This is a genomic window from Streptococcus parasanguinis (assembly GCF_901875555.1).
GTDB lineage: Bacteria > Bacillota > Bacilli > Lactobacillales > Streptococcaceae > Streptococcus > Streptococcus parasanguinis_H.
In genome coordinates, this window is sequence record NZ_CABFMD010000011.1 from 41,668 (window position 1) to 57,558 (window position 15,891).

General features: G+C 41.9%; 16 protein-coding genes. 13 read left to right on the forward strand and 3 right to left on the reverse strand.

Annotated features, from left to right (window positions below; all coding sequences use genetic code 11):
- The first annotated feature begins 7 nt into the window (after positions 1-7).
- The 8 genes from ftsZ (at position 8) to JX304_RS02970 (ending at position 8,150) form a co-directional block, all read left to right on the forward strand.
- Positions 8-1,273: a cell division protein FtsZ gene (ftsZ, locus tag JX304_RS02935; protein ID WP_205011187.1), complete on the forward strand. Its 1,266-nt coding sequence runs from the start codon at positions 8-10 to the stop codon at positions 1,271-1,273.
- Positions 1,274-1,275: 2 nt separating this feature from the next.
- Positions 1,276-1,944 (forward strand): YggS family pyridoxal phosphate-dependent enzyme, encoded by a 669-nt coding sequence (locus JX304_RS02940; RefSeq protein ID WP_205011188.1) that lies wholly within the window; start codon positions 1,276-1,278, stop codon positions 1,942-1,944.
- A 9-nt stretch (positions 1,945-1,953) separates the two neighbouring features.
- On the forward strand, positions 1,954-2,583 hold the full coding sequence (locus JX304_RS02945) for a cell division protein SepF (protein WP_205011189.1): 630 nt from the start codon (positions 1,954-1,956) through the stop codon (positions 2,581-2,583).
- An 18-nt stretch (positions 2,584-2,601) separates the two neighbouring features.
- The gene (locus tag JX304_RS02950; protein WP_205011430.1) at positions 2,602-2,838 is read left to right on the forward strand and encodes a YggT family protein; all 237 of its coding nucleotides are present in this window, start codon (positions 2,602-2,604) and stop codon (positions 2,836-2,838) included.
- A 6-nt stretch (positions 2,839-2,844) separates the two neighbouring features.
- Positions 2,845-3,636, forward strand: a complete 792-nt coding sequence (locus JX304_RS02955) for an RNA-binding protein (RefSeq protein ID WP_205011190.1) — start codon at positions 2,845-2,847, stop codon at positions 3,634-3,636.
- Between the two features lie 9 nt (positions 3,637-3,645).
- On the forward strand, positions 3,646-4,473 hold the full coding sequence (locus JX304_RS02960) for a DivIVA domain-containing protein (RefSeq protein WP_205011191.1): 828 nt from the start codon (positions 3,646-3,648) through the stop codon (positions 4,471-4,473).
- A gap of 249 nt (positions 4,474-4,722) precedes the next feature.
- Entirely contained in the window at positions 4,723-7,515 is a 2,793-nt protein-coding gene (gene ileS / locus JX304_RS02965; protein ID WP_205011192.1) for an isoleucine--tRNA ligase, read from the forward strand.
- Between the two features lie 200 nt (positions 7,516-7,715).
- Positions 7,716-8,150, forward strand: a complete 435-nt coding sequence (locus tag JX304_RS02970; protein ID WP_205011193.1) for a GNAT family N-acetyltransferase — start codon at positions 7,716-7,718, stop codon at positions 8,148-8,150.
- An 81-nt stretch (positions 8,151-8,231) separates the two neighbouring features.
- Here the strand turns inward: JX304_RS02970 and JX304_RS02975 are convergent, their stop codons facing one another.
- The 3 genes from JX304_RS02975 to JX304_RS02985 form a co-directional block, all read right to left on the reverse strand.
- A complete protein-coding gene (locus tag JX304_RS02975) occupies positions 8,232-8,534 on the reverse strand; it encodes a DUF1827 family protein (protein ID WP_205011194.1) in 303 nt (100 codons plus the stop codon).
- A 70-nt stretch (positions 8,535-8,604) separates the two neighbouring features.
- The gene (locus JX304_RS02980) at positions 8,605-9,054 is read right to left on the reverse strand and encodes an NUDIX hydrolase (protein WP_205011195.1); all 450 of its coding nucleotides are present in this window, start codon (positions 9,052-9,054) and stop codon (positions 8,605-8,607) included.
- 256 nt (positions 9,055-9,310) lie between these two features.
- Complete coding sequence (locus tag JX304_RS02985; protein WP_205011196.1) at positions 9,311-11,569, reverse strand: ATP-dependent Clp protease ATP-binding subunit; 2,259 nt, start codon at positions 11,567-11,569, stop codon at positions 9,311-9,313.
- 251 nt (positions 11,570-11,820) lie between these two features.
- Between JX304_RS02985 and JX304_RS02990 the strand changes: the two genes are divergently transcribed.
- The 5 genes from JX304_RS02990 (at position 11,821) to JX304_RS03010 (ending at position 15,813) form a co-directional block, all read left to right on the forward strand.
- Positions 11,821-12,051, forward strand: a complete 231-nt coding sequence (locus JX304_RS02990; protein ID WP_187540835.1) for a DUF1797 family protein — start codon at positions 11,821-11,823, stop codon at positions 12,049-12,051.
- A 167-nt stretch (positions 12,052-12,218) separates the two neighbouring features.
- The gene (locus JX304_RS02995; protein WP_205011197.1) at positions 12,219-13,070 is read left to right on the forward strand and encodes a bifunctional methylenetetrahydrofolate dehydrogenase/methenyltetrahydrofolate cyclohydrolase; all 852 of its coding nucleotides are present in this window, start codon (positions 12,219-12,221) and stop codon (positions 13,068-13,070) included.
- Between the two features lie 16 nt (positions 13,071-13,086).
- The gene (locus JX304_RS03000; protein WP_205011198.1) at positions 13,087-13,860 is read left to right on the forward strand and encodes an HAD hydrolase family protein; all 774 of its coding nucleotides are present in this window, start codon (positions 13,087-13,089) and stop codon (positions 13,858-13,860) included.
- Positions 13,861-13,912: 52 nt separating this feature from the next.
- On the forward strand, positions 13,913-14,758 hold the full coding sequence (locus JX304_RS03005) for an NAD(P)H-hydrate dehydratase (RefSeq protein ID WP_205011199.1): 846 nt from the start codon (positions 13,913-13,915) through the stop codon (positions 14,756-14,758).
- 59 nt (positions 14,759-14,817) lie between these two features.
- A complete protein-coding gene (locus tag JX304_RS03010) occupies positions 14,818-15,813 on the forward strand; it encodes a LacI family DNA-binding transcriptional regulator (RefSeq protein ID WP_205011200.1) in 996 nt (331 codons plus the stop codon).
- Positions 15,814-15,891: the final 78 nt, after the last annotated feature.

Sequence of the window (15,891 nt, forward strand, 5' to 3'; positions counted from 1 at the left end):
AGTATTTATGACATTTTCATTTGACACAGCAGCCGCACAAGGTGCAGTAATTAAAGTAATCGGTGTCGGTGGCGGTGGTGGTAACGCCATCAATCGTATGATTGACGAAGGCGTTGCCGGTGTAGAATTCATCGCAGCTAATACAGATGTTCAAGCACTTTCAAGTGCAAAAGCTGAAACAGTTATCCAATTGGGTCCAAAATTGACTCGTGGATTGGGTGCTGGAGGTCAACCTGAAGTTGGTCGTAAGGCAGCTGAAGAAAGCGAAGAAGTGTTAACAGAAGCTTTGCAAGGTGCAGACATGGTCTTCATCACTGCAGGGATGGGTGGAGGATCTGGTACAGGTGCTGCACCAGTCATCGCTCGTATTGCTAAAGCAGTTGGTGCTTTGACAGTAGCAGTTGTTACTCGTCCATTCGGGTTTGAAGGTTCAAAACGTGGGAACTTCGCTATTGAAGGGATCAATGAACTTCGCGAACATGTAGATACATTGTTGATTATTTCTAATAACAACTTGCTTGAAATTGTGGACAAGAAGACACCGCTTCTTGAAGCGTTGAGTGAAGCTGACAACGTTCTTCGTCAAGGTGTTCAAGGGATCACTGACTTGATCACAAGTCCTGGATTGATCAACCTTGACTTTGCAGACGTGAAGACTGTTATGGAAAACAAAGGAAATGCCCTCATGGGTATTGGTGTTGGTAGCGGTGAAGAACGCGTTATCGAAGCAGCTCGTAAAGCAATTTACTCTCCACTTCTTGAAACTACCATTGACGGTGCAGAAGACGTGATCGTCAACGTAACAGGTGGTTTGGATATGACTTTGATCGAAGCTGAAGAAGCTTCAGAAATTGTGAACCAAGCTGCAGGTCACGGAGTGAACATCTGGTTGGGTACATCTATTGATGAATCTCTTAAAGATGAAATCCGCGTGACAGTTGTTGCAACTGGTGTCCGTCAAGACAAGGTAGAACGCGTCAGCGGAATTGCTTCCTCACACCGTCCTTATAAAACAGGACCACGTGAACAACGCCCTCAAGCTGCACCATTTGACCGTGAATTTGATTTGAAACAAGATGTTGAATTGCCAACAACTCCAAGTCGTCCAGCGGTAGAACCAAACCGTGGCTCAGCCTTTGGTGATTGGGATATTCGTCGTGAGAATATCGTTCGCCAAACTGAACCAACATCAACACATCAAGTTGATCGTTACGTAGATTCATCTTCAGATGATGATGAATTGGAAACACCACCATTCTTCCGGAATCGTTAATCATGAATCTGGAACAGAATGCTGATCTTGTACGGCAACAAGTAGAAACAGCAAGAAACAAAGCTAACCGTCAAGATCAAGTTAATGTGATAGCTGTCACTAAGTATGTAGATGTTGCAACAACAGAAGCACTGGTGAAAACAGGTATCCAACATATTGGTGAAAATCGTGTTGAAAAATTCCTAGAAAAGTATCAAGCTCTAAAAGACTATGATCTCACTTGGCACTTGATTGGGAGCCTCCAACGGCGGAAAGTAAAAGACGTGATCAATCTCGTCGATTACTTTCATGCCTTGGATTCGGTGAAGCTAGCTCAGGAAATTCAAAAGCGAGCAGAACACCCGATCAAGTGTTTCCTCCAAGTGAACATTTCTGGTGAAGAAAGTAAGCATGGATTTGCATCCGATGAAGTGGATGATGTTTTAGCAGAAATCGCACAGCTGGACAAAATTGAAATTGTTGGTTTAATGACGATGGCTCCTTTTGAGGCTAGTCAAGAAGAGTTGCAGGATATTTTTTCAAAAACTCACCAACTTCAGAAACAACTAGAAAAGAAACAATTAAAAAATATGCCTTTTTCAGAACTGAGTATGGGTATGAGTCGTGACTTTGCAGTAGCCGTTGCGAACGGAGCGACTTATGTTAGAATTGGGACATCATTTTTTAAATAGGAAAGAACTATGTCATTAAAAGATAAATTTAACAACTTTATTGACTACTTCACAGAAGACGGTGAAGAAGTAGAAGTTCGCGAAGCAAAAGCAGCTGGGGCGGAAACACAACCAGTTCCACAGCCACAGCCAACTCCTCAAGTGACTTCTCCACGTCCACAGATTAGTCAAAAAGAACCGGTAAAACCAAAACCGACTCCTGTCGCACCTGTTACAACACCTGTATCTACAGTTGCTGTGAAGGAACCTGTTTCAACAACGAAAAATACATCTGAAAATATTACTCGCTTGCATGAACGTCAACGTGAATTGGCTGCTAATCGTGCAAATACAGATGAAAAGATTACCATTGATGTACGCTATCCCCGTAAATATGAGGAAGCGACTGAAATTGTCGATCTATTACTATCTAATGAGAGTATCTTGATTGATTTCCAATATATGACGGAGGTACAAGCCCGTCGTTGTTTGGATTATTTGGATGGGGCTCGTTATGTTTTGGCAGGAAATCTTCGCCGTGTTGCAAGTACCATGTACTTGTTGACTCCAATTAATGTAGTCGTTAATGTGGAAGATATTCGCCTTCCAAATGATGTGGAAGTGACAGAATTCGACTATGATATGAAACGTAATCGCTAAGATGATTATCTTTCAAATATCATTCAAATCTATTCCATCATTCTTGTCATCTATGCCTTACTTTCTTGGTTCCCTGGGGCACCTCAGAGTACTCTTGGACAAATGGTTCACCGCCTAGTTGAACCATTTTTGAGCCTTTTTAGAAAGTTACCTTTGCAGGTTGGAAGCTTGGATTTTACGGTTCTTGTAGCACTCTTGGTCTTGAACCTAATGAATCAGCTATTGGCCCGGTTGTTTCTATTTTTGATTGGTTAGAATACGATGGGACAAAAAGAGATTTATCAACATTTCAATCGAGAAGATCACGAATTTATTGATCGATGTATTGAATTGTCAGAAAGAGTAATTGAACGCTATTCTGTTGAAGTGACGGGTTTTTTAAACCCTCATCAGGTCGCTATTTTACGAAATGTTGCGGCAAGCTACCAATTACAGGTCTTTGCTTCCAGTGATGAACAGAAAATGGAGTATGCCAAGGTCATTGTGGCTCCGGATTATTATCAATTGGATCCAAGTGACTTTGATCTGGCCTTAATAGAGATGGGCTATGCTTCCAAATTTCATCACTTGACCCATTCCCAGGTTCTGGGGACCATTGTTCACCAATTAGGAGTGGAGCGCAAGTCTTTTGGAGATATTCTAACGAGTGAAGGAAGGATCCAAGTATTTGTTGAACAGCGTTTTGTTCCCTATTTCATGGATCACATCCAGAAAATTTCTCGTGTCCCTGTTAAGCTGAGGGAAGTTCCTCTATCTGAACAGGTTGTTGTAGAGGAAGAAATCCATCAAAGAGATATTCTAGTGTCAAGTTTTCGTTTAGACAAGGTGATTGCTGGGACCTTCAAGCTTTCGCGCTCACAAGCCAGTCAGTTGATTAGTTCTGGCTTGGTGAAAGTCAATTATGCGACAACTTCCAATGTTAGCTATACTGTAGGTTTGAATGATTTAGTCAGTGTTCGACGCTTTGGGCGTCTTAAAATTGTTTCTGAAAATGGTATTTCAAAGAGTGGAAAATATAAAGTAACTGTTGAAGTACTCTTAAGTAAAAAATGAGGAGGAGTTATGGCTCTTACTGCTTTAGAAATTAAAGATAAAACTTTTGGCGTTAAATTTAGAGGGTATGATGCGAACGAAGTAGAGGAATTTCTAGATATCGTTGTTCGCGATTATGAAGATCTTGTTCGTTTAAATCATGATCAAGAAGCAAAAATTCAAGCTCTTGAAGAACGCTTAAACTATTTTGATGAAATGAAAGATTCATTGAGTCAATCTGTTTTGATTGCACAAGATACTGCTGAACGTGTGAAACAAGCCGCTAACGAACGTTCTGAAAATATTGTTCGTCAAGCTGAACAAGATGCACAACATTTAGTAGATGAAGCAAAACAAAAAGCAAATGAAATCCTTCGTCATGCAACGGATAATGCCAAGAAGGTTGCTGTTGAAACAGAGGAGTTGAAGAACAAGACACGCGTCTTCCATCAACGTTTGAAATCAACAATCGAAAGCCAATTGAGCATTATCGATACGCCTGAATGGGATGAAATTCTTCGCCCAACAGCTATGTATATTCAAACCAGTGATGAAGCTTTCCGTGAAATTGTTGAGAAAGCTTTGGGGGAATCTGTTCACCATCATCAAGCAGAAGATGATAACATTGACTTAACGCGTCAATTCTCTCCAGCTGAAATCGAAGAATTGCAAAAACGCATTGAAGCAGCTAACTTAGAATTGGGTGCGACACAAGCGTTTGAAGGTTTGAATGAAAAAGTTCAATCCGCTTTAGAAGAAGCAGAGCACGCTCGTCATGAAAATGAGGAAGTCGTTGAGGTTGAGGAAACTGTTCAACCTGAAGATGATGCAAATCGTGAATCTGTCAATATTTTATAATTTTGTAAAAACAGGTCCATTAATGATAGGTCTAGCGAGCAGATGATGGTGGAAGATCTGCACTCCCTCTTAATGGATGATCCTTTTACAGTATTCGTTCTGAACTCTTAAGTAAGAACGGACGTTTCCCTCGTTACGGGATGAGAGGAGAAGATCGCACGCGACTTCTCAAACAAAGGTGGTACCACGAGCAATCGTCCTTTTTTGGATGCTCGTGTTTTTTTATTTTTAACGTAATAAGGAGAGAAAATGAAACTCAAAGAAACATTGAATCTAGGAAAGACAGCCTTCCCAATGCGGGCTGGACTTCCAACCAAAGAGCCTGTTTGGCAAAAGGAATGGGAAGATGCAAAATTGTATCAACGTCGTCAAGAATTAAATGAAGGAAAACCGCATTTTACACTTCATGATGGCCCTCCATACGCAAACGGAAATATCCACGTAGGACATGCTATGAACAAGATTTCAAAAGATATCATTGTTCGTTCTAAGTCTATGTCAGGCTTTTACGCTCCTTATATTCCAGGTTGGGATACCCATGGTTTGCCAATTGAGCAAGTCTTGGCGAAACAAGGCGTGAAACGCAAAGAAATTGAACGCTCTGAATACCTTAAAATGTGTCGGGAGTACGCTCTTTCTCAAGTCGATAAACAAAGGGAAGACTTTAAACGCTTGGGTGTTTCAGGGGATTGGGACCATCCATATGTCACCTTAACACCTGATTATGAAGCGGCTCAAATTCGTGTCTTTGGACAAATGGCCAACAAAGGCTATATTTACCGTGGTGCGAAACCTGTATACTGGTCTTGGTCTTCTGAATCCGCTCTTGCTGAAGCAGAAATTGAATACCACGATTTGGTTTCCACTTCTCTTTACTATGGGAATAAAGTTAAGGACGGGAGAGGTGTTCTAGATACAGATACTTACATCGTTGTCTGGACAACCACCCCATTTACCATCACAGCTTCTCGTGGTTTGACAGTAGGTGCTGATTTTGACTATGTTGTCGTGAAACCTGCTGGTTCTGATCGTAAATACGTAGTGGCTTCTGAGTTATTGCCAAGCTTGTCTGAGAAATTTGGTTGGGAAGGTCCAGAAGTTCTTGCAACCTACCAAGGGAAAGAATTAAACCAGATCGTAACCGAACACCCATGGGATGCAGCAGTTGACGAATTGGTGATTCTTGGAGACCACGTTACCCTTGATTCAGGTACTGGTATTGTCCATACAGCTCCTGGTTTTGGTGAGGATGACTACAATGTCGGTATCGCAAATGGTCTTGAAGTTGCTGTTACGGTCAATGAACGTGGGATCATGATGGAGAATGCTGGCCCTGACTTTGCTGGTCAGTTCTATGACAAAGTTGTTCCGACAGTTATTGAAAAACTTGGAGACCTCCTTCTTGCCAAAGAAGACATTTCTCACTCCTACCCATTTGACTGGCGAACTAAGAAGCCAATTATCTGGCGTGCGGTTCCACAGTGGTTTGCCTCTGTATCGAAATTCCGTCAAGAAATTTTGGATGAAATTGAAAAAGTGAAATTCCATTCAGAATGGGGGAAAGTCCGTCTATACAACATGATTCGTGACCGTGGTGACTGGGTCATCTCTCGTCAACGTGCTTGGGGTGTTCCACTCCCAATCTTCTACGCAGAAGACGGGACACCGATCATGACAGCTGAAACCATCGAACATGTGGCTCAGCTCTTTGAAGAGTATGGATCGGTTATCTGGTGGGAACGGGATGCCAAGGATCTTCTTCCAGAAGGCTTCACTCATCCAGGTTCACCAAATGGAGAATTCACAAAAGAAACAGACATCATGGACGTCTGGTTTGACTCTGGTTCATCATGGAATGGAGTAGTGGTTAATCGTCCAGAACTTAAATACCCAGCAGATCTTTACCTTGAAGGTTCTGACCAATACCGTGGTTGGTTCAACTCATCTTTGATCACTTCTGTAGCCAACCATGGTGTAGCGCCTTACAAGCAAATCTTGTCTCAAGGTTTTGCCTTGGATGGGAAAGGTGAGAAGATGTCGAAATCTCTTGGAAATACGATTGCTCCAAGTGATGTTGAAAAGCAATTTGGTGCTGAAATCTTGCGTCTCTGGGTTACTAGTGTTGATTCGACAAACGATGTTCGTATTTCCATGGATATCTTAAGCCAAGTGTCTGAAACTTACCGGAAGATTCGGAATACCCTTCGTTTCTTGATTGCCAACACTTCTGACTTTAATCCAGCTGAGGATACAGTCACTTATGATGAGCTTCGTTCAGTGGATAAATACATGACGATTCGCTTCAATCAACTTGTGAAAACGATTCGTGATGCCTATGAAAACTTTGAGTTCTTGACCATCTACAAGGCCCTTGTAAACTTTATCAATGTGGACTTGTCAGCCTTCTACCTTGATTTTGCCAAAGATGTGGTCTATATTGAGAGTGCGAAATCTCTAGAACGCCGTCAAATGCAGACAGTCTTCTATGATATTTTGGTGAAAATCACCAAACTCTTGACACCAATTCTACCGCATACTGCTGAAGAAATCTGGTCTTATCTTGAGTTTGAAGCAGAAGACTATGTGCAATTGTCAGAATTACCAGAAGCAGAAACGTTTGCGAATCAAGAAGAAATCTTAGATACTTGGTCAGCCTTCATGACCTTCCGTGGACAAGCTCAAAAAGCCTTGGAAGAAGCGCGTAATGAAAAAGTCATCGGTAAATCTCTTGAAGCTCACTTGACAGTTTATCCAAATGAAGTTGTGAAAACACTTCTAGGGGCTGTTGATAGCAATGTTGCTCAACTCTTGATTGTTTCTGAATTGACCATCGCAGAAGGACCAGCTCCAGAAGGTGCAGTGACCTTTGAAGATGTTGCCTTCACAGTCGAACGTGCAGCTGGTGAAGTGTGTGACCGTTGCCGTCGCATCGATCCAACTACAGCAGAACGTCACTACCACGCAACAATCTGCGACCACTGTGCAAGCATCGTCGAAGAGAACTTTGCGGACGCAGTCGCAGAAGGATTTGAAGCGAAATAATAAGAAGTGAAAAATCGAGAGTGGGACAGAAATCGGTAATTCATTAGAATTCGATTTCGTCGTCCCACCTCCGCACAGTTGAGTAGGGCTCTAAAAGCTGATGAAATCAGCGTAGTAGAGCCCACTCAACCACTGCGTCTTACTCGACAATCCAAAGACAATTGAGAGTCTCCTTGCGACTTTTCAATAAAGAGGAAGTTATGTGGTACCAGAAAGAATTTAAGGAACTAGAACTGAAAGAGTTTTACGAGATCGTTCAGCTGCGATTAGAGACCTTTGTCGTGGAACAAACTAGGATCTACAATGATCTCGATGATGTTGATTATCGATCTATCCATCTTTTTCATCAAGATGAGGAAGGACGCGTAGATGCCTATGCACGTATCTTTGAGACAGGGGCTACGATTCATTTTGGTCGAGTGGCTGTAGCCAAAGACAGTCGTGGCCAAGGACTGGGAAAAGACATGGTAGAGCAGATTTTGGACCTGTGTGAACAGAGATTTCCTGGACGGTCCATTGAAATTGAGGCTCAAGAACAGGTGGTTGGCTTGTACGAAAAATTAGGTTTTCAAACGGTGAGCGAGCCCTTTATCTTGGCTTCTACCCCTCACGTAAAAATGATCTTTCAGAAATAAAGAATCCTTTCATCTCATAATCGAGGTGAAAGGATTTTTTTTGGAAAAAGATACTAAAGAAAAAAGTAAGGCAAATTGGCCTTACTTAGTAATTGGAAAGGAAATTTCAATGAGTTTATCGGTGTAGAGGGTCTTGATAGCGGATTGATCAATGACTTTGAGATCAATTTTGCGTTTTAAAAAGAACTCACGAATTTTTTCAACTTCTGTTTCACGGATAGCACGGTGTTTGTTGCTGATCAACAATTCATAATGGGTTGGGGCCTGAGTAAACACAACATCGGTATTGCCCGCGGAATAAACCTCAACGAGCAAGGCATCCGTGCTGGCAAGTTGGCTTTTCACCAATGCAGCATGACTATTTGTGGTATTAATGAGCTTCATATGAGTTCCTCCTAACCTCTATCTTCATTTATTATAGCACTTTTTTATGGTTTACGAAAGAAGAAGTTTCTTAGTTTTTGTGGGAAATTTTCCATTGCTTGATGCCCCATTTATGACTGCCACGTTTGAGTTTTTCCATCGCTTCATCAATTGGAAACCAAGAGAGATTGTTAAAATCTTCCAGGGGTTTTTGAGCTTCTGTATAATCTACCACTTCATAAATATAGGCTGGATTGTAGTAGTAGGTATCTCGGTGACTTGAATAGAAATACTCGTCCGCTTGGCCATAATACTTCCCTAAAACAGCAGTAAAACCTAGCTCTTCGATCAGTTCTCGCTTCAGAGCCTCTAGGTGGTTTTCGCCGGCTTCAATCTCTCCACCTGGTAAGAACCAAGCACCATTTGGGGCTTGAACGAGGATGATCTGATCCTTGTTCTTATTGGGGATAACAGCGTAGACACCGTAACGATTGACGTAGGTTACATCTTCTTTTTTTTCACCAAAACTTGGTATGGTCATGGTTTTCTCTTTTCTTCATTTTTTATCATTATAACATATTTTTAAGCAAAAATCTGGAGGAAGGAAAAAAAGAGAGTGGGACAGAAATCGGTCATTCGTTAGAATTCGATTTCGTCGTCCCACCTCCTCACAGTTGAGTAGGGCTGTAAAAGCTGATGAAATCAGCCTATTAGAAGCCACTCAACCACTGCGTCTTGCTCGACAATCCAAAGACGATTGAGAGGCTAGGACTTTTGTCCCAGCCTCCTTTTCCTGATTAGGATTCTGATGCTTTTTCGGTCGTTTTATGAACGGCTTTGATACTGATATGCCCATTGCTGGTCATAACGGCCTTTAGTTGTTTTTCATTTGGATTTTCAAGGTAGTAGTCGGTAATCGCATCTTCGATATAGTCTTGAATGGTACGACGGAGTGGGCGTGCACCCATTTTTGGATCGTATCCAAGGTCAACCAGTTTTTCCTTGACCTTTTCTGTGACATCCAGATGAATCTCGTTTTGCGCGAGACGATGATTGACTTCGTCTAGCATAAGGGTAACAATTTGAAGAAGGTTTTCTTTTGATAGAGCTTGGAATTCAATGATGCCATCAAAACGGTTCATAAATTCAGGGCTAAAGAAGTTACCGAGTTCTCCAAGCACAGAGTTGGTGCGCCCTTCGCGAGCAGCACCGAAGCCGACATTTGCCTCTACCTTTCCTGTACCAGCATTTGAGGTCATAATGATAATGGTATCTTTAAAGCTGACAGTGCGACCTTGACCATCTGTCAAACGGCCGTCATCCAGAACTTGGAGGAACATATGCATGACATCTGGATGGGCTTTTTCGATTTCATCTAACAAGACGAGCGAGTAGGGGTTTCGCCGCACTTTCTCAGTCAATTGTCCAGCTTCATCATAGCCAACGTATCCTGGAGGGGCTCCGACGAGTTTGGCAACGCTGTGTTTTTCCATGTATTCACTCATATCAAAACGAATCATGCTGTCAGCAGAACCAAAGAGTTCAATAGCTAGTTGCTTCGAAAGTTCGGTCTTCCCGACACCTGTCGGACCAACAAAGAGGAAACTACCAATTGGACGGTTAGGAGATCCGAGACCGACACGGTTCCGACGGATCGCCTTGGCAATCTTATCCACTGCATCATCTTGTCCAATAACATGAGACTTGAGATCTTCTGCTAGGTGGATGAGTTGGGATTGTTCCTTTTCTTTCAAATCACCAACGGGTATATTGGTTTTTTGCTCAATGATATGCTCAATGGTTTTTTCACTGATAATAGGAGTATCTTGATCCGTTACCTTGGTCTTTTGCATTTCCTTGTACTTAGCAATCTGGTCACGGAAGTAGGCTGCTTTTTCAAAATCTTCGTCGCGAGTTGCTTGCGCTTTGAGATTTTCAGCCTCAATCAAGCGTTGATCAATGACCTTAGGATCTACAAAGGTCAAGGTTAAGTTCATCTTAGAGCCAGCTTCATCTAGCAAGTCAATAGCCTTGTCTGGTAGGAAGCGGTCTTGGATATAACGGTTGGAAAGAGTAGCCGCAGCTTCGATGGCTCCGTCAGTATAGTGAACGTGGTGATAATCTTCATATCTTTTTTGGATCCCTTTAAGAATGGTAATGGTTTCCTCTACCGTTGGCTCATCGACCTTAACAGGCTGCATCCGACGTTCCAGGGCAGCATCCTTTTCAATGATCCGATACTCATTAAGAGTAGTAGCACCGACCAGTTGCAATTCACCACGAGCGAGGGCAGGTTTGAGGATATTTCCGGCATCCATATTGCCATCACCGGCAGAACCAGCTCCGACAATCTCATGGATTTCATCAATGAAGAGAATGACATCCTGACGTTGACGAATTTCTTCCATCAATTTTTGCATGCGTTCTTCAAACTGGCCTCGGATCCCTGTACCTTGGACAAGGCTGACAACATCTAATCGAATGACTTCTTTTCCTTGCAGTTTATCAGGGACGTCTCCATCCACAATTTTTTGAGCCAATCCTTCAACAACGGCTGTTTTACCAACACCTGGTTCCCCAATGAGGACAGGGTTGTTCTTGGTTCGACGGTTGAGGATTTCAATGACACGGATGATTTCTTCGTCGCGCCCAATGACTGGGTCAACATTGCCGTTACGTGCAATCTCTGTGACATTGATGCCGAATTCCTCTAAAAGACCTTTTGGTTTTTGAGGGCGTACTTGTCGTGGATCTGGAGCACTTTCACGATGGTTGTTTTGACCGTAGCCACCATTTCCATAGCCTCCTCCAGATTGGGTTGGAGGTGTAGGTGGTTCTTGAGGGCCCTGGAAGTTTCCAAGGTTATTGAAAAAATCTTCGAAGGGATCTCCAGTGAGTTGGCTCCGTTGGGTCATTCCTTTCAAGAAGCTGTTATTAGGGTCTGTTTTCATAATTTTATAGCAATTTTGACAGAGGTCCACTTGCTGCTGGCGACCATTTACATTGGTGTATAAATGGATAGTGGATTCATTTATTTTACAATTTTGACAAAGCATAAACATACCTCACAATAGGTTTTCGATGGCTTTGAGCCAAGATAATCGCACTATTTTGATAATGGTCAAAAATAGTCAAAGTTTTTCTAGTTTTATTATATCAGTATTCTAAAAGTTTGCAAGAATTTGCTACGGAATGTCAAGGATTGGGGGTGGAGACCGTAAATCAAGGGAAAAATGTGAATTTTTATTGGAAGAGCTTTCTCTTTTATGATAAAATAGGAGAGTAGAAAGTAAAGAGGAGAAATAAAATGGAATCACATTTAGTACGGATTATCAACCGTTTGGAAACAATGACCAAAGATGGTGGAAACTTAAAACGTAATTTTGAACGTGATGGTGTTGTTGTTGCTGAAGTAGCCTACAACCACAACGAGGAAGAAGGTTCAACCTTTACTCTTCGCGATGTAGAAGCACGTGAAACCTATACATTTGATAGCATTGATTTGATTGCAATCGAAATTTACGAATTGCTTTATTAATACAGCACAGTGGATGAGTTTGGGGTGGTCTCAAGCTCGTTTTTTGTCCATCTAGCTATAGTTTTCGTCTATAGGAAATTCTAAGAAGGAACAGTTAGGTTTGAGAGCAGAAATCTGCTATAATGGGAAAGAATTATTTTCATTAAATAACTAGAAAGAGAATGGATATGGCGATACTGATTGATGGAAAGGCATTGGCTGCAAAATTACAGGGAAAATTGGCTGAAAAAACAGCACGACTAAAAGAAGAGACCGGAGTTGTTCCGGGACTCGTTGTGATCGTGGTGGGAGACAATCCAGCTAGTCAGGTTTATGTCCGTAATAAAGAACGTTCTGCAATCGCTGCAGGATTTCACAGTAAAGTCGTGCGACTCCCTGAGACGATTCAAGAAAATGAGTTATTAGAGTTGATCGAACAATACAATCAAGACCCTCTGTGGCATGGGATTTTGGTGCAATTGCCCCTTCCCAAGCATATCGATGATGAGGCAGTCCTATTAGCGATTGATCCTGCTAAAGACGTGGATGGCTTTCATCCCTTAAATATGGGACGCTTATGGGCTGGAAATCCCATCATGGTCCCTTCGACTCCGGCTGGGATCATGGAGATGTTCAAAGAGTATAGGATTGATATAGAAGGGAAGCGTGCAGTCGTGATTGGTCGTTCCAATATCGTAGGAAAACCTATGGCGCAGTTGCTCCTCGCCAAAAATGCCACGGTAACCTTGACACATTCCCGAACCCATCATCTGCCTAAAATCGCTAAAAGAGCGGATATCCTGGTTGTGGCGATCGGTCGTGCAAAATTTGTAACAGCAGACTTCGTGAAAGAAGGCGCCGTCGTCATTGACGTCGGGATGAATCGCGATGAGAATGGCAAATTGTGTGGGGATGTCGATTTTGACTCCGTTGCCCCTTTGGCCAGTCATATTACTCCGGTACCAGGAGGGGTTGGTCCTATGACCGTTACCATGCTGATGGAGCAGACCTACGAAGCAGCTGTTCGTAGCGTAAAATAATGAAAGTGTGAGCAAGATGAAGTTTGTTTTTGATTTAGATGGAACCCTGTCGTTCGATGGTGTCACAATCGATGATGAAATCAAACAGGTCTTAGTAAGAGCAGAAGAATTTGGCCATGAAGTTGCCTTTGCTTCTGCGCGTTCCTATCGGGATTGCTTGGGGCTTTTAGGTGATGAGTTGTGCCAAAAGCTTGTGATTGGCTTAAATGGCGGTGTGGCCTATCATCAAGGCCAATTGGTTCATGCGGACTACTTGGACCCGGATGTGTACCGGCAAGTCCTTGGTTTTTGTCGCCATTACAATCTGCCGTTTTTTGTGGATGATACATTTGATTATAGTGGACAGATTTTAGAAAAAATTCCCTTCTATACGGGTGTCGATCCTCTCAATAAAGCTCAGTATCGTTCTTTAGAAGAGCTGACAGATCCGATCAAAGTCGTGATCTATATGGGGGGCCATGAGGAATTGGTTGATGAGATTGTTGAGCGAATCGAAAAGACAAACAAGGCCCACATTCGCTATCACGCGCATGAAAAATGCATCTACCTCAACCCGGCAGATACCCATAAAGCTTCAACGGTAGAAGAGTTATGCGGTGAGAACTTTGTAGCTTTTGGTAATGATCAAAACGATATTGAATTCTTTGAAAAAGCTCTTTATGCGGTTCAAATTGGTGATTTTCCGGCTCTTTCTCCCTATGCAGATGATCAATTAATAGCCAAACAAAATCAACCACAAGCTGTGGCTGCTAAGATCTTGCAAGTCTTCGCAGAATTTAGAGGAAAATAAAAGAAGGAGGGGGAGTCGTGGCTTCTCCTTTTTCGCTAGAAATGAGGAAGGTATGAGAACAGTTCAGAAAGACGAGATTCAGCGGGTTATTATCAAGCGAGAGGCCAAGTCATATAAGGGCGATTTTGGTCGCCTGCTCCTGATCGGAGGAACCTATCCCTATGGGGGAGCCATCATTATGGCGGCACTCGCTGCGGTTCATAGTGGTGCAGGTCTGGTCACTGTCGCAACAGATCCTGACAATCTGACGGCTCTTCATAGCCATCTTCCTGAAGCCATGGGCTTTGATCTGGCAGATCAGTATCTTCTTCGAGAGCAGATTCAAAAAGCCAGTGTCATTCTTGTCGGTCCGGGATTAAAAGAATCGCATGAAAACCTAGCAGTCTTGCAAATGATTTTTGAGCAAGTCTCTAGCCAGCAAGTCCTGATCTTAGATGGGGGGGCTATTAGTCTTTTCTCAAGCTCTCAGTTTGACTTGCCAGAAGCTCAGTTGGTCTTTACCCCTCATCAAAAAGAGTGGGAAAAACTGTCAGGGCTTGATCTCACAAGTCAGACAGAAGAGAGAAGCCAAAGAGCAGTACAGCACTTTCCTAAAGGAACAGTCGTTGTAGAAAAAGGGCCCCACACACGCATTTGGACAAGTGGGCAAGATGTGGGCTATCAGCTAGATGTTGGTGGTCCCTACCAAGCAACAGGTGGCATGGGGGATACCTTGGCAGGAATGATCGCGGGGTTTGCAGGTCAATTTCCACAGGTTGGACTCTATGAGCGCGTGGTGGTCGCAACCTACCTTCATTCAGCCATTGCTGAAGACTTGAGCAAGGAGGCTTATGTGGTTTTACCGACAAGCATCAGCAAAGAAATTCCCAAATGGATGAAGAAGTGGAGTGACATTTAAACGAAAATGTTGAAAATGAAACGTTTTCATGATAATATTTAAGAAAAGGAGGTGAAGAAATGAATGAGCAAAAAAAATCGATTACCATGAAAGATGTTGCAGCAGAAGCTGGAGTTAGTGTTGGGACAGTCTCTCGTGTCATCAATAATGAAAAAGGCATTAAAGAGGTGACCTTAAAAAAAGTTCAACAAGCAATTGAAAAACTTTCTTATGTCCCAGATGAATATGCGAGAGGATTAAAAACGAATCGTAGTAATATTATTGCTTTACTCATTCCAACTATATGGCATCCTTTCTTTTCTGAATTTGCTTATCATGTTGAAAAAGAACTATTAAAAAATCAATATAAATTATTAATTTGTAATGCGGATAAAGATTCTAATAATGAGATAGAATACATAAAATTACTTGAGAAAAATAAAGTAGATGGGATTATAGGGATCACCTATTCAGATATTGATAAGTATGTCTCATCAAATTTACCTTTTGTCAGTATTGACCGTCATTTTTCTGAAAATGTCTATTACGTAACTTCTGAAAATTTTCATGGTGGTCAACTAGCTTGTCGTGAATTAGTCAAACGCGATTGTCAAAATCTAGCTTACATTAGTGGTGTGAACAAACATTTGAATGAAACAACGGAACGGGGGAGAGGTTTCAAAGCGGAGGCTAAACAGAAAAATACGAACCTTTATTGTCTTGAAATGCCGGAACCACTGAATCAAGCAGAAGAGCAAATAAGAACCTTTTTTGAAAAGCATCCTCAGATTGATGGGATTTTCACAGTAAATGATTTTATGGCCCTTCGTGTGATAAAAGTTTTAGGGGAGATAGGAAAAATTCCTATAGAAGATTATCAGATTATTGGTTTTGATGGATTAAGACCAGCTTTTGATCAACCTTACTTACTTTCTACAATTGTTCAACAAATAGCTCAGATGGCTCAAGCAGCAGTTGAACTATTGCTTAAATTAATTCGTGAAGAAAAAATAGATCATAATGTAATTAGTTTACCGGTACATTTTTTTGAAGGAAACACAACAAAAAAATTATAAAAAGTGCTTGACAAATTATGAAAGCGCTGTTATAATTTAGTCATAAAATGAAACGTTTCAAAAACTCAACTATTTTAG

Excerpts from the sequence above, each read along its gene's own strand:
- JX304_RS02980 (WP_205011195.1), bottom strand. The coding sequence starts at position 9,054 with ATGACCATACCAAGTTTTGGTGAAAAAAAAGAAGATGTAACCTACGTC.
- JX304_RS02940 (WP_205011188.1), top strand. The coding sequence starts at position 1,276 with ATGAATCTGGAACAGAATGCTGATCTTGTACGGCAACAAGTAGAAACA.
- JX304_RS03000 (WP_205011198.1), top strand. The coding sequence starts at position 13,087 with ATGAAGTTTGTTTTTGATTTAGATGGAACCCTGTCGTTCGATGGTGTC.
- JX304_RS02960 (WP_205011191.1), top strand. The coding sequence starts at position 3,646 with ATGGCTCTTACTGCTTTAGAAATTAAAGATAAAACTTTTGGCGTTAAA.
- JX304_RS02945 (WP_205011189.1), top strand. The coding sequence starts at position 1,954 with ATGTCATTAAAAGATAAATTTAACAACTTTATTGACTACTTCACAGAA.
- JX304_RS02990 (WP_187540835.1), top strand. The coding sequence starts at position 11,821 with ATGGAATCACATTTAGTACGGATTATCAACCGTTTGGAAACAATGACC.
- ileS (WP_205011192.1), top strand. The coding sequence starts at position 4,723 with ATGAAACTCAAAGAAACATTGAATCTAGGAAAGACAGCCTTCCCAATG.
- JX304_RS03010 (WP_205011200.1), top strand. The coding sequence starts at position 14,818 with ATGAATGAGCAAAAAAAATCGATTACCATGAAAGATGTTGCAGCAGAA.
- JX304_RS02970 (WP_205011193.1), top strand. The coding sequence starts at position 7,716 with ATGTGGTACCAGAAAGAATTTAAGGAACTAGAACTGAAAGAGTTTTAC.
- JX304_RS03005 (WP_205011199.1), top strand. The coding sequence starts at position 13,913 with ATGAGAACAGTTCAGAAAGACGAGATTCAGCGGGTTATTATCAAGCGA.
- JX304_RS02995 (WP_205011197.1), top strand. The coding sequence starts at position 12,219 with ATGGCGATACTGATTGATGGAAAGGCATTGGCTGCAAAATTACAGGGA.
- ftsZ (WP_205011187.1), top strand. The coding sequence starts at position 8 with ATGACATTTTCATTTGACACAGCAGCCGCACAAGGTGCAGTAATTAAA.
- JX304_RS02955 (WP_205011190.1), top strand. The coding sequence starts at position 2,845 with ATGGGACAAAAAGAGATTTATCAACATTTCAATCGAGAAGATCACGAA.
- JX304_RS02975 (WP_205011194.1), bottom strand. The coding sequence starts at position 8,534 with ATGAAGCTCATTAATACCACAAATAGTCATGCTGCATTGGTGAAAAGC.
- JX304_RS02985 (WP_205011196.1), bottom strand. The coding sequence starts at position 11,569 with ATGCTTTGTCAAAATTGTAAAATAAATGAATCCACTATCCATTTATAC.